Genomic DNA, 13,034 nt, shown 5'->3' with positions numbered 1-13,034 from the left:
AGGGGGCCCGAACCGTATGAACATAAATATAAAACTCTGTTGTTTAGGCGGTTTGGGCCTTTTGTTGTCCGGCTGCATCGCCAGCGAGCGGGATATGGGAACGCTCAAATTGCAGCTCAAAGAACTCAGTGAAACGATTGCCGTCATGCAAACCAATCAAGCTGAACTGGCCAGCCAGATGGCGGAACTCAATCAAAACTTGTCTGTATCAAATGAGAATTTATCTCAATTAGACGGTCAACTTTTTAGTTTATCTACTAAATTAGATGACATTAATGCCGCTGTAAAAAATGCTCAAGCGACCCCGGAAGAGCCTGCTGAAAAGCCGGCCCTGTTGCCTTCGGAAATGTATAACGAGGCATTGGCTCAGTTAAATAAACAAGCATACGACGTAGCGGCAGACGGATTTAAGTTGTACATTGACACCTATCCGGAAGGCGAAAATATAGAACAAGCCTACATTTATTTAGGGGATGCCTATGCCGGTCAGGGGCAAACCAAACCGGCGGCCATTGCCTATGCCACGGTGCTTCAAAAATTTCCTAAAAGTAAATTAACTGCTACCGCACGTTTGAAATATGCGCGCAGTATTATTCCTTTAGGCAAGACGGAAGAGGCGAAACGCTATCTCAATTCCGTCGTGCAAGACTTCGCGCGCTCGCCCGAAGCCCGTCTGGCTAAAGAAGAATTAGCCAAATTAAAATAACCTATCATGAAAAAATTACTTAAACGCTTACTCACGATCCTTATCTTGGGGTGCGTCGCTAGCGGTTTATTTGCGGCGCCTAAAACCGATGTGTATATCGGCATTACATCTTCCGGCGGGAAAAAGCTGCCGGTAATTGCCATGCCTTCTTTTATCGTACATGGTGAAGAAACGGTACCGGCCGCCCAAACCGTATATGATACGCTGCGGGCCGATATTTTATATGCACGGTATTTTGATATCGCTACGGACGGACCTGAATTTACCGCCAATAAACTAAAAGACACGCTTAAGGGCTGGAATAAACAACACGCCAACTATTTAATCGGCGGGGATATTTCGTATGCGGCGCCGCATTACACCATTAAATTATACGTCTACGATGTGGCTACGCAATCTCCGGTATTTGCTAAAGCGTTTAAGGGAACGGATAGCAGTTTGCGCCGCGTAGCACATATTGCTTCGGACCAAATCATTCAAACGTTGACCGGCCATCGCGGCATTGCCGATACCAAAATTGCTTTCTCTAACAATTCTACCCGTAACAAAGAAATTTATGTGGTAGATTATGACGGGGAAAATTTGAAGAAGTTAACCAATGACAAAAGCATCGCGCTCTTGCCCCGCTGGAGCAAAGACGGCCGCATTTATTACACCACTTATCGCTACCGCAATCCGGATATTTTCGCCATTGATTTGAAAGCGGGCAAAATCGCGCCGGTCATTATCCGCAATGGTTTATCTTTAATCGGGGGGGTGTCTCCCGACGGAAAAGCCTTGGTATTTACCAGCTCCAAAGGTCCCAACCCCAGCATTTACATTTATAATTTAGAAAGCGGAGAAAAGAAACAGATTACCAACAAACAATCTGTGGATGGCTCTCCGTCTTACTCGCCGGACGGTAAATTTATTACCTTTGTATCTAACCGCGCCGGCACGCCTCAAATTTATGTGATGGAACTGGCCACCGGCCAAACCCGTCCGCTTACCAAAAACTTCAACTGGTCTGACAGCCCACAATGGTCGCCTACCGGAGAGTGGATTGTGTTTGCGGGCCGCGAATCGCCATATCATCCGTTTGATATTTTCTTGGTAGATTTGACGGGCACGCAGCTTCGCCGGTTAACCACCGATTCCGGCTCTAACGAAGACCCCACGTGGTCTCCGGACGGACGTTTTATTGCTTTTACCAGCACGCGTGACGGCGGGCGGCGCAAATTATTTGTAATGGATTCGGACGGCAGTGCCCCGCATTTGGTGGCAGACTTGCCGGGCGACAGCTTTACCCCACACTGGTCGTTTTAAGAAAAGTTTTTCTTTCGCAAGGCCTCTAAACTTTTTGTTTAGAGGCCGTTTTTTGCGCTAGGTAAAGATTTTTGTTACAATAGAAACAGTCGACTATTATAGTTGACAGACAATTTGATTCTGTTTTTGGAACCGTATGCAGAATGCGGTGCACTGCCGTAGGCAGTTCAGTCTGAGTCCAAAGACAGTCGTTTTAGGCGCAAAATATACGGACTAATTACCCGTATGTTTTGTGCCGAATGTTTGCCATCGTCTCAAGACGATGGCAAACTACGGCTGTTATGATTGAGGCTCTCAGACTGACTCAAGTGTAACAGCCGTTTTTTTGCGTACATTTTCCAAGAACAGGTTAAAAAGGAGACTCGTATGCAAAAGAACAAACATGCCTTCACACTAGTAGAATTACTAGTCGTCGTACTCATTATAGGAGTACTTTCCGCCATTGCTATCCCTATGTATCAAGGGGCAGTGGATAAGAGCCATTGGAGCACGATGTTACCCGGGGCCAAAGCCATTAAAGATGCCGAAGAAGCCATTAAAATGAGCAACGGTGAATATACCAACACCATGGCTAATTTGGATGTAACTATGGAAAATGCTGATTTAACATTTAGCTTAATCACACCTAATAACACCTCTGAGCCGAATGTAATCAGAGTTACAAATAGCAAACTAGCCAATGTAAGACTGGCTAGTTACTTAGATGATAATCCGAAATTCGCCGGACAGTTGCATTGTGAAGCGGCCATCGGAGATGAGCGTGCCAACAGACTTTGTGGAAAATTATTAATGGGGCAAGAATTAACGAGTCAAGACGGCTACACCGGTTATTTATTAGACCAAGACATAGACAAAGCCACGTGTGATAATGCAAATAGAAGTTGGAGTACAAGCAAAACAAAATGTTACAAGGACACTGCCACAAAATGCGATAACCTAGGATCAGCAGCTATAGTTGGGACCGATTTGTGCGGTGTTAAAAATGGATCTGGAATATTTGGAGACGAGACAGTTTGTTTGGCGGATATGGAGTGGGGGTGCCAAGGTAACGGTGTGAGTTTTACGGGAGGAACATGCGTTGGTCTTGTAGGGGGACTTCATACTTGTAGTAATACTACGTTTACGAATGGTAGTATTTGTGTGTCTAATACACGCGGTCAGTGGGGTGACGGAGCCTGTTTTCAAAGTCAATTTACAAATGGTTCAATTTGTTATGCCAATGTATCAGGTGCATGTGGCACACATTGGCAAGACGGACAGAGTGGAAAAGCCACCTCTTACGATGAAACCTCTTGTTGTTGTGGGGCGTATTGCGGGAGTGCTCCATCTTGCGAATCGCGTGGTAAGAGCTGCGACCCGTATTATATGGACAAAAATAATTTTCTGGATTAGTTTTTATAAAAAATCAAATTCCCCGCTTAAATAAGCGGGGAGTAGATCGTTTAAACTATTTCGTCACTTTCTTTTCTTTGGGTTTTTTATAACAGCGGCGGCAACGCGCTTGATAAGCGTCTGTGGTGCCTACTACAATACGCTTGGTGTCTTTCGTGGTGCGTTGCGTAAAAGTGGCAGGGTTGCCGCATTTGGTGCAAACCGCATGGTTTTTGGTGACAAATTCTGCCTTAGCCAGCAGGGCGGCAGTTACTTCAAAGGGCTCGGCACGGTAATCGGTATCCAAACCGGCCACAATGACGCGTTTGCCTTGATTGGCCAGTTTTTCACATACTTCTATAATGCCTTTGTCGAAAAAGTTCACTTCATCTATAGCTATGACTTGTGTGTCTTTATCAATCAGCGGTAAAATTTCCGCGGAATTTTTGACACATAGCGCATCCACTTTATTTTGGTTGTGACTGATAATACTGCCAATGCCATAGCGAGTGTCTAACTTGGAATTAAACAACTGTACTTTTTGCTTAGCAATCAGCGCGGTACGCACACGGCGGATGAGTTCTTCGGTCTTACCGGAAAACATACATCCGCAAATTACTTCTATCCAGCCTTGCTTTTTAAACATCAGGTTCGGGGTCATGGTTTTCCTCTTATATTAACTTTAAATTATTGTACTACATATCGCGCAGATCGTTCTCGCTACGCCACGGATAGTAGTATTGGTCTTGGCTTTGGGTTTTCTTTTGGGCGTTTTTGTCTTGCCCGCATAAAATATTAATGCGGAATGCAAAAGACAAATTGTCATTTCGGTCTCTGACGGTAATTTCGGCAGTAGCGTCATGGAAATGTTTGGTTAAACGCAGTAGCTTGTTATAAGCCTGCAAACTACCTTTTTCCAATTGGAAATCCGTTCCTAAACTGACTTGCCACGAGGTATTTGGAAAATGCAATCCTAACAGAGAGGTAAAGAAATAACGGTCCGAAAAAGTTTGATATCTGGAGGAAGCGTCTATGTGGTCCTGAAAATTGGACATACCCAGTGCTAAGTATTGGCCCCAGAAAGAGAAATTGCTTTGTGCAATGAGGGCTTGATTGTGTTGGGCAATGTCGTATAAATCTCGCACAAATAAGTGTATGGCACCGTTGGATGTGGTGTAACCGGCTTCTGCCAAGAAAGGTTCAATGCGCTGTTTGAGATGCTGCCACGATTTTTCTTGGCCGTCATGATTAATCAGACTAAATCCGGCTCCCAAGCGTATATAGGTTTGGAAAGTCGGGCGGAAATAATTTTGTATGTAGAGGCGGTTGACTTCTTCCCCTCGATCGGCCGAGGTATGGTCTAAATGAATGGTACCGGTAGAAAGCCGGCGGGTATATTCGTAGCCAAAATCGGTAGAGCCCAGCAGAGTATTGGTTTGCATATTCAATTTGGTTCCCACGCGGCCTACCCATGCATTTTTATCCTGATATTGCGGATCCTCTAAGGTGACGTGTTGGTCATAAAATATACTAGGCAAAAAGGTTAAATTACGAGAAATACGGATGGATTTCTCGGTAGTCCAGCGCGCATTTCCTTGCCGATGCCAACTCTCTTCCATAAGAGAAGTGTTATTAAATTGCAATTCCATGTGGTGGGTTAAGCCGAGTAAAGGATCTTTGAAGGGCAAGATCGTATATTCAAGCTGTGGTAGATTACGTTCTTGTGCAATAAAATCGCCTTTTTTCCAATCAAAAATATCTTGTTGGGTATAGCTTACGCGCAGGGTAGATTTCCGGCTTTGGCGGGAAAGCGAAAAGTTGGTTTGCTGGTCCGGCATAAAAATATAGGGGTTTCCGCGGAAAAAGGAGTCGTTAAAATAAGGGTCTGATACCATGCGGAATTGTGTCTGGAATTGATACAAGGCCCCATCTGGGTTATTGAAATGGTCCGAACTATCATACATTTCCCACCAGTATCCGCCGCGTATGCCCCAACGTTTGGTGTTTTGTAATTGGAAAGGATGCCCATCTACAGTGCGGTCTTTGTCCGGCTCTGCATGGTCATTAATATAATAGACTTCACCGGTTCCTTTCAAAGTTTCGGTTTCTTTGGCCATGAGTTCTAGTCCCATTCCGACGCCGGATTTGGTGTAATAATCTAAATTAATTTTGGGCCGGAAAATAGGGACTTCGGTTAATACGTTAGAAGTCAGCAATCCAAAACCGGTATCATTGCTTTGCGTAAAATCTACATAAGTAGTCCACGGTTTTTTACTTTCTAAAGAGCGCCAATACACCGGAAGCCACATGACCGGAACATTGCCCAGTCTAAAGACCGCATTGGTACCAAAAAGACGTTTTTCCGGGGACACCTTTAGATTTCCTAAAGTGATGGTATAGTGCGGCGGCGTTAAATCACAGCAAGTTAATACCGCTTTTTTTAATCGTTGTGTACCGTTGTCTGAAGAAATGGATTGAGCCGATAGAATCCGTAAAGGGGGGTATTCGGTTTGTATATTCTCGGCGTAAAAATCTTTAGTTTGATAATTGACGGAAACGTTATTTCCTTCCACCGTGCCACCCATGCCCTCCACTTTCATGGGGCCTTTGGAGGAAATGGTGGTGTTGAGTTGGTCAAAGGTAATGTCTTCTCCCGTTGCCGTACGTAATTGTCCGTCCGGTGTTTGTTGGACGATATGTACATTACCTTTTAAGTTAATTTTTTTAGCGGAAGGTTCGGCCGAGGCCTCATCGGCAGAAAAATAAATAATCCCATCTTCTTTCTCGGGGGCAGGCAAGGTACGCGGAGCGCTCCACAAAGGAGTGCCGACCAATGCCACTAGACCGAGAAAGAAGACAAAACGTTTCATTTATTTGTGCATTTCCCTATAAATAGCATACATAGCAGCTCCCACGCCGCCTATGTTGGGATCTTGCGATACCTGCAATTTTAATTTCCTAAACGGAGTTTGGATTTGCTGATGATGCAGTACATTTTCCATAGCCGGCAAGAAATAAGGAGCCGCTCCGGATACGCCACCGGTCAAAACTACCGTATCTACATCCAACACCAAGCAGATATTGGCCACTCCGATACCCAAGAAAAAGCCGGTATCTTCCCAAATTTTAAGGGCCAACGGGCAGCCTTTATCGGCCGCGCGCGATACCAGTTCGATTTTGAAATTCTTTTCTTGTTCCACCATTTTAGCCAGCAAGGATTGCGGATGAGCCAAAACGCCTTCCATTACGCGCCGTTTGATGCCAATGGTCCCCACAAACGCTTCCAAACAGCCTCGCGCACCACAACCGCATTGCGGGCCTGTTTTTGTGCTGGCAATTTTGGTGTGCCCTACTTCTCCGGCTGTACCGTTGGAGCCCTGATAAAGCTCTTTATTTAGGATGAGCCCCCCACCTACTCCCGTTCCCAGCGTAATGACGAGTACATTATTAGCCTGACGGTTAAGAACCTTTTCGTATACGCCCCAAGCCGCTAAAGTAGCATCATTGGCTACGTGCGGTCTGATACCGGTGTGTTGCAATAATAAATCTGCCAGCGGCCATTCATCAACGTCCTTAAATTTTAAGTTCGGGTTGTAGCGCAGAACCCCATTCTGATTGTCTACATCTCCCGGAGCTCCTACTCCAACAGCTACAGTTTGGTCGGAATAGCGCGTCTTGGTTTTGTTGATAAAATCCGCAATTTGCTTTAGGAAATTTTCTGCCCCGTGCTCGTAGTTGGTCTCTACTTTGTCTTTTTGCAGGATTTCTCCTTTGTCATTCATTACATACAGTTTTACAAATGTACCGCCAATATCTACGCCAATACCAATCATAATTGAGGCTCCTTGTTCTTGGGATGAGCGTGCTCGTACACGCTTTTTAACTTATCTAAGGACACGTGAGTATAGACTTGAGTTGCCAGTAAACTTTTGTGTCCCAGCATTTCTTGTAGACTGCGTAAATCACAACCATTATTAAGCAAATGAGTGGCAAAAGAATGCCGTAGGCTATGCGGGCTTACCCGCCGAGCAATTCCGGAAGAAATAGCCAAATTCTTAAAGATATACGCTAAACCATCTCCGGTAAGCGCAGTGCCGTTTTTGTTTAAGAAAAGAGCATCAGTCGGCTGCGGATGAGGACGGGAAGCCAAATACGTACGCAAGGCTTCCAAAGCGGCATCTGTCACGGGTACAAAGCGTTCTTTGTTACCCTTGCCGAGTACTTTCACGACTCCGTTGAAAAAATCAATATCCGCGATTTTAAGTCCGGTTACTTCGCTGCGGCGTAGTCCGCTGGAATAAATAAGTTCTATCAGGGCGCGATTTCTGCAAGCAAAGAGGCCTTTTTCGCCGGCGGTATCAATTAAACGGTTTGTTTCTTGTATGTTCAAAAATTTAGGTAGTAACCGTTCCCGTTTGGGGGCCGGTAACAATTTGAAAGGATTAGTTTCCAAAACGCCCTGCTCCAGTAGATAGTTAGCAAAACTGCGCAAAGCAGCTATCTTGCGTAAAGTGGTATTGCGGGCATATTGATGCGTGGCTAAAGAGGCCAAAAAGGTACGCACGGTTTGCAACGTAAAATCTTGCGGACGGGTGAGTTTTCGGGCGGCACAAAATTGCATAAACTGTTGCAAATCCCGTTGGTAATTTTGCAACGTGTATGCGGAAAAATTTTGATTGTGCAGATGAAGCAAAAATGCTTCCACCCATTCCTTCATAAACGCTCCCTTAGGAATTTTGTTGGGCTTTTATTTTCGCTATTTCTTCCTCAGAAATAGTCACAATGTTACGACATTTTGGATAGCCGGAACAACCTAAAAAGTAACCCCGTTTGGAATTACGCAACACCATTTTCTTTCCACATTTGTCGCAAATATGATCGGTCACTATCGGACCGGAGGAAACCACTTTCTTTCCGTCGGCATCAACCGAATAAGTGTTTTTGCATTTAGGATAGGCCGAACAAGCTAAGAATTTTCCTCTCCGTCCGGTGCGTAGGACCATGGGGGCTCCGCATTTATCACATACTTCGTCTGTCTTTTCCGGTGCAATTTTTTCGCCTTCTTTGCTTAAATTAACTTTTCCTTTGCACGTCTTATCTGAACAGACTAAATACTGCCCGAAACGACTGGTCTTTAGCAACATGGGTTTTCCGCAAATAGGGCATTTTTCTTCCGTCTCTTTGGCTTGCGGGCGTTGCATACCTTTATCGGCTTCGTCTAATTCGCGTTGAAAGGAGGTATAAAACTGATTGAGCAAGTCCACCCATTGCTGTCCGCCTTCCGCCACTTCGTCCAATTTCTCTTCTACACCGGCCGTATAAGACAGGTCCATAATTTCTTTGAAGAAGTCTTTCAAACTGTCTGTGACTGTAATACCCAGCTCGGTAGCTACCAACTTATTGCTTTTGGGCTGCCGGGCAATGTATTTGCGGTCTAAAATCGTTTTGATAGTAGGAGCATAGGTGGAAGGACGCCCGATACCATGCTTTTCTAATGTTTTAATCAAACTGGCCTCATTGTAATACGGCGGCGGAGTGGTTTGATGGTCTTTAGTGGCAATTTCTTTTAAGGTCAAAGCGTCCCCTTCCGCCAGTTCCGGCAAGAGAGCTGTTTCTTCATTTTCAGACTCTTCTTCGTCTTTGTAAATAGACAAATATCCCGGGAATTTAACCGTTCTGCCGCCGGCGCGTAACAAACAATCATCTGAAGGACCCGCTTGAATATCCACCGTAACCGTATTAAATACCGCATCGGCCATTTGGCTGGCCACAAAACGCAACCAGATTAGTTCATATAGTTTATATTGATCCGGTGTTAAATAAGGCTTCATGCTTTGCGGAGTACGGTTAACATCGGTCGGGTGAATAGATTCGTGTGCTTCTTGTGCTCCTTTGACTTTGCTCTTAAACACATTGGGTTTAGCCGGTACAAATTCTTCTCCGTACTTGGATGCAATAAATTTTTTGGTTTGTTCCTGTAATAATTTAGATACGTTAAAAGAGTCGGTTCTCATATAAGTAATCAACCCTACTGTTTGGCCGGAAATCGTAATACCTTCATACAAATTCTGCGCTAGCATCATGGTCTTTTGAGAGGCAAAACCGAGCTTGTTATAGGCATCTTGTTGCAGTAAGCTGGTAATAAAAGGGGGTTTGGCTTTTTGTTTAACCGCTTTCTTTTCAATTTTAGTTACCGTGCAGGGGCCCTGCCGTAACAAGGCGTTTACGAGCGCCAAGGTTTCCGGCGTATCAAAAACAGTATTTTTGACCTTGTAGTCTTCTGCAAACAGGTGATAGGTTTTGGTCTGTTCTACATTTTTTCCTTGCCATTTTAACAGGCGAGCCCAAAATAGCGGTTGTGTATTGGGTTTTTCAAATTGTGCTTTTAGTGTCCAATAGGGCTGTTGCTTAAACTGGGCAATTTCTTTGGCGCGCTCCGTGAGTAATCGTACCGCTACAGATTGTACCCGTCCGGCCGACAGACCAGAAGTAATTTTTTTCCACAAGAGGGGGGATAATTTGTATCCGACAATCCGGTCTAAAATGCGTCGTGCCTGTTGTGCATTTACCAAATTTTCATCAATTTTGCGGGCATGCGCAAACGATTCTTTGATAGCGGCAGGAGTAATTTCATGGAAATAAATACGCTGATAGCGTTCTTTGGGTAATTTTAACAGTTCTACCAAGTGCCACGCAATGGCTTCTCCTTCGCGGTCAGGGTCGGTAGCTAAGTAAATTTCAGGCGCATTTTTAGCTACGGTTTCCAATTCTTTGATTAATCGTTTGGCGCGTTCCACCGGTAAATAGGTGGGTTTGAAATTGTGGGCAATATCTACTCCCATATCATGGGAGGGCAAATCCCGCACATGGCCGAAAGAGCTACGTACAATAAAATCGCTACCCAAAATTTTGCTAATGGTTTTTTGTTTGGTAGGAGACTCTACGATAACTAATTTTTTTCCTTTCACGTTGTTTGTGGGCATATGGTATCTCCAAAAAATTAAAATTTGCTTTTAGCATATAACCCGTTATTACAGGCTAATATGCCTTTAACTTCCAGTTCAAATAGCACCGCGGCCGCTTCCGGTACGGATAAATGTAAGGTTTCTACTAATTGATCGGCCGTCATTTCGCCCGAGCCGATTTGTGTCAACACTTTTTGTTGCAGTTCTGTTAGTCCCTCCGGAAGGGTGCTCTCAGCAACGGCGTTAGCGGGAGTCTGTAAATCAAACAGCTCCGGCTGCGGTATATAGTCTATTATATCTTTTACGCAAGTGACAACGCCTGCTCCATCTTGAATAAGCTGATTGGGGCCGCCGCTTTGCGGGCTGTCAATCGGGCCGGGGACGGCTAATACGTCTTTTCCCATTTCCAAGGCTAATTTAGCCGTAATGAGCGCCCCGGATTTCACTTCCCCTTCCACGACGATTACTACCTCCGATAAAGCGGCAATTAATCGGTTCCGGCGCGGAAAGTGAAAAGCATGCGGCGGTTTATGAAAAGGAAGTTCGGAAATAATAGCACCCCCGTGCTGTAAAATAGCTTTGGCAAGCTCTCTGTTTTCGGGGGGATAACAACGTCCGATACCGGTACCGATTACCGCTACGGTGGGTTTATGTAAACGGACCGCGGCAGCGTGACATTCACTGTCTACTCCGCGCGCCAGCCCACTTACTATTACGGCACCGGCTTGAGTCAAATCTGTAGATAGGGTGTTGGCAACGCGGCGTCCGTAAGCGGTAATTTTGCGGGTACCTACCATGGCGATGCAGGCCTTGTTTTGCGGTAGTTTGCCCAGTACATACAAGGCAATCGGAGCTTCTTTTATATCTCGAAAAGATTGCGGATATTCCTCGTCTTCCGGCACTAAAATTCGTCCGCCGTATTTTTCTGTTTTAGCCAGTTCTTCTTCCGGATCAAGGGCAAAAGCCTCTTGTAAGAAGTGCGCGGCGGTAGAAGGATTCATTTGGGCTTCCCGTGCCAGCGTATCTGCATTTTGCTTGAGAATTTCTTCGGCAGAACCAAAAATATCAATCAGTCGTTGCAGCCAATCGGCCCGAAAATATAAAAAAGCATTTATGCGGATGCGTGCCAACCGTTCTTGTGCAGAGATGCTCATAAATCCGGGACCCCCTTGCGGTCTAGCGGTCGGTATTGCAGTACTTCAATTAAATGGGCGTTTTCTATATTGTCTTTCCCTTCTAAATCAGCAATGGTGCGCGCTGTCTTGAGTACTTTATCTAAACTACGTGCACTGAGGCCGAATTTGCGCATGGCCGCTTCTAAAATTTGATCTGCGCCGGAAGGTAAAACACAAAACTCTTTCATTTGTCTTTGAGTCATAAACGCGTTGGCAGTGGTGGGCGTGCCGGCAAAACGCTTTTCTTGGCGTTGGCGGGCAGCGATGACACGCGCGCGGATTTGAGCAGAGGTTTCTCCTTCGGCGGTCTTGTTCCAGTCCGTGTACTGGACGGGATTGAGTTGTACGGTTAAGTCAATGCGGTCGAGTAAAGGGCCTGAAATTTTGGAGCGGTAGCGGTTAATTTGTAAAGGGGAACAAGTACACGGGGTGTGCAAACTGCCCAAATTGCCGCACGGACAAGGGTTCATGGCCGCAATTAAGGTAAAACGCGCCGGATAAGTGACTGTTTCTTTGGCACGGGAAATCGTTACGCAACCATTTTCTAACGGTTGGCGTAATACCTCCAGGGTAGAGCGGGAAAATTCCGCAAATTCATCTAAAAACAATACACCGTTATGAGCCAAGGATACTTCGCCCGGTTTTGGAGTACTACCGCCGCCAATTAGTGCCACATCGGAAATAGTGTGATGCGGGTCTCGGAAAGGGCGTGCGGAAAGGCGTTTAGTTTGCTGAATTAAATTACATACAGAATAAATCTTGGTAATTTCTAAGGTTTCCGCATCGGTTAAGGGCGGCAAAATGCCCGGGAAACGTTTGGCCAGCATACTTTTACCAGTACCCGGCAAGCCAATCATCAGCACATTGTGTCCGCCCGCAGCCGCAATTTCCAAAGCTCGTTTGGCAACGGCTTGTCCCTTTACATCCGAAAAATCCAATAGATTGTTTGTCTCATCTGTTTCCGGCGGGATATAAGCCATTTGAACCGCGCTGTCGGGAATTTTTCCTTCTAACCAATTGGCTAAATCCCGCAAGGTACGCGGTGTGACAAACATAGCACCGGAGGTTTTCCCTTCCAAAATGTTATCGGGCGGGATAACAGCGGTATATTTATCTTTGGTGGAAATTAGCATGGGCAAAATGCCTGCGCAGGGGCGCAAGGATCCATCCAAAGCTAGTTCTCCCAGAAATAATAGTTGTTTGAGTTTTGCAATGGCGGCCGGAGACAAGGCTTCAGAAGCGGCCAAAATACCTACTGCAATAGGCAAATCAAACTGGGTGCCGCTTTTGCGCAGTTCTGCCGGGCTTAAATTGACAGTGATACGCTTGAGAGGAAAATCAAAGCCGCTATTGCGGATAGCAGCCATGACACGATCTTTACTTTCTTTTACTTCGGCATCGGGCAAACCTACCACGGACAAGGTGGGCAACCCCGAAGAGATGTCCACCTCTGTCATTACTTCAAAACCATCTATACCTTTTAGCGTGCAGGTTTGTACATTGGCCAGCATA

10 protein-coding genes are annotated in these 13,034 nt (G+C 45.5%); 3 read left to right on the top strand and 7 right to left on the bottom strand.

The window, feature by feature from the left end; all coding sequences use genetic code 11:
• Positions 1–16 precede the first annotated feature (16 nt).
• The 3 genes from IKN49_07225 (at position 17) to IKN49_07215 (ending at position 3,403) form a co-directional block, all read left to right on the top strand.
• Positions 17–706, top strand: coding sequence for a tetratricopeptide repeat protein (locus IKN49_07225; protein ID MBR3632829.1), 690 nt, complete (start codon positions 17–19; stop codon positions 704–706).
• A gap of 6 nt (positions 707–712) precedes the next feature.
• Positions 713–2,011 (top strand): PD40 domain-containing protein, encoded by a 1,299-nt coding sequence (locus tag IKN49_07220; GenBank protein ID MBR3632828.1) that lies wholly within the window; start codon positions 713–715, stop codon positions 2,009–2,011.
• A gap of 366 nt (positions 2,012–2,377) precedes the next feature.
• Positions 2,378–3,403 carry a prepilin-type N-terminal cleavage/methylation domain-containing protein gene (locus tag IKN49_07215; protein ID MBR3632827.1) on the top strand — a complete coding sequence of 342 codons (1,026 nt, stop codon included), beginning with the start codon at positions 2,378–2,380 and terminating at the stop codon, positions 3,401–3,403.
• A gap of 55 nt (positions 3,404–3,458) precedes the next feature.
• Here IKN49_07215 and IKN49_07210 read toward each other — a convergent pair whose 3' ends face one another.
• Genes IKN49_07210 through IKN49_07180 form a run of 7 tightly spaced genes read right to left on the bottom strand, consistent with a single transcriptional unit; the run spans position 3,459 to position 13,033 of the window.
• Entirely contained in the window at positions 3,459–4,028 is a 570-nt protein-coding gene (locus IKN49_07210; GenBank protein ID MBR3632826.1) for a thymidine kinase, read from the bottom strand.
• A 49-nt stretch (positions 4,029–4,077) separates the two neighbouring features.
• Positions 4,078–6,252 (bottom strand): LPS export ABC transporter periplasmic protein LptC, encoded by a 2,175-nt coding sequence (lptC, locus tag IKN49_07205; protein ID MBR3632825.1) that lies wholly within the window; start codon positions 6,250–6,252, stop codon positions 4,078–4,080.
• The gene (locus tag IKN49_07200; protein ID MBR3632824.1) at positions 6,253–7,215 is read right to left on the bottom strand and encodes an ROK family protein; all 963 of its coding nucleotides are present in this window, start codon (positions 7,213–7,215) and stop codon (positions 6,253–6,255) included.
• The gene (locus IKN49_07195; protein MBR3632823.1) at positions 7,212–8,099 is read right to left on the bottom strand and encodes a tyrosine recombinase XerC; all 888 of its coding nucleotides are present in this window, start codon (positions 8,097–8,099) and stop codon (positions 7,212–7,214) included. Before IKN49_07195 ends, IKN49_07200 begins: the two co-directional genes overlap by 4 nt.
• 10 nt (positions 8,100–8,109) lie before the next feature.
• On the bottom strand, positions 8,110–10,365 hold the full coding sequence (topA, locus tag IKN49_07190; protein ID MBR3632822.1) for a type I DNA topoisomerase: 2,256 nt from the start codon (positions 10,363–10,365) through the stop codon (positions 8,110–8,112).
• A gap of 17 nt (positions 10,366–10,382) precedes the next feature.
• Entirely contained in the window at positions 10,383–11,501 is a 1,119-nt protein-coding gene (gene dprA, locus IKN49_07185) for a DNA-processing protein DprA (protein MBR3632821.1), read from the bottom strand.
• A complete protein-coding gene (locus tag IKN49_07180) occupies positions 11,498–13,033 on the bottom strand; it encodes a YifB family Mg chelatase-like AAA ATPase (protein ID MBR3632820.1) in 1,536 nt (511 codons plus the stop codon). Before IKN49_07180 ends, dprA begins: the two co-directional genes overlap by 4 nt.
• Position 13,034 lies beyond the last annotated feature (1 nt).

Source organism: Elusimicrobiaceae bacterium (assembly GCA_017528825.1).
Classification (GTDB): Bacteria; Elusimicrobiota; Elusimicrobia; order Elusimicrobiales; family Elusimicrobiaceae; genus Avelusimicrobium.
Note: the sequence above shows the minus strand (reverse complement) of the source record. Positions and strands in the feature narration are given on the sequence as shown.

Coding starts and splice junctions, on each gene's coding strand:
- IKN49_07225 (MBR3632829.1), top strand. CDS start 17: ATGAACATAAATATAAAACTCTGTTGTTTAGGCGGTTTGGGCCTTTTG.
- IKN49_07220 (MBR3632828.1), top strand. CDS start 713: ATGAAAAAATTACTTAAACGCTTACTCACGATCCTTATCTTGGGGTGC.
- IKN49_07215 (MBR3632827.1), top strand. CDS start 2,378: ATGCAAAAGAACAAACATGCCTTCACACTAGTAGAATTACTAGTCGTC.
- IKN49_07210 (MBR3632826.1), bottom strand. CDS start 4,028: ATGTTTAAAAAGCAAGGCTGGATAGAAGTAATTTGCGGATGTATGTTT.
- lptC (MBR3632825.1), bottom strand. CDS start 6,252: ATGAAACGTTTTGTCTTCTTTCTCGGTCTAGTGGCATTGGTCGGCACT.
- IKN49_07200 (MBR3632824.1), bottom strand. CDS start 7,215: ATGATTGGTATTGGCGTAGATATTGGCGGTACATTTGTAAAACTGTAT.
- IKN49_07195 (MBR3632823.1), bottom strand. CDS start 8,099: ATGAAGGAATGGGTGGAAGCATTTTTGCTTCATCTGCACAATCAAAAT.
- topA (MBR3632822.1), bottom strand. CDS start 10,365: ATGCCCACAAACAACGTGAAAGGAAAAAAATTAGTTATCGTAGAGTCT.
- dprA (MBR3632821.1), bottom strand. CDS start 11,501: ATGAGCATCTCTGCACAAGAACGGTTGGCACGCATCCGCATAAATGCT.
- IKN49_07180 (MBR3632820.1), bottom strand. CDS start 13,033: ATGCTGGCCAATGTACAAACCTGCACGCTAAAAGGTATAGATGGTTTT.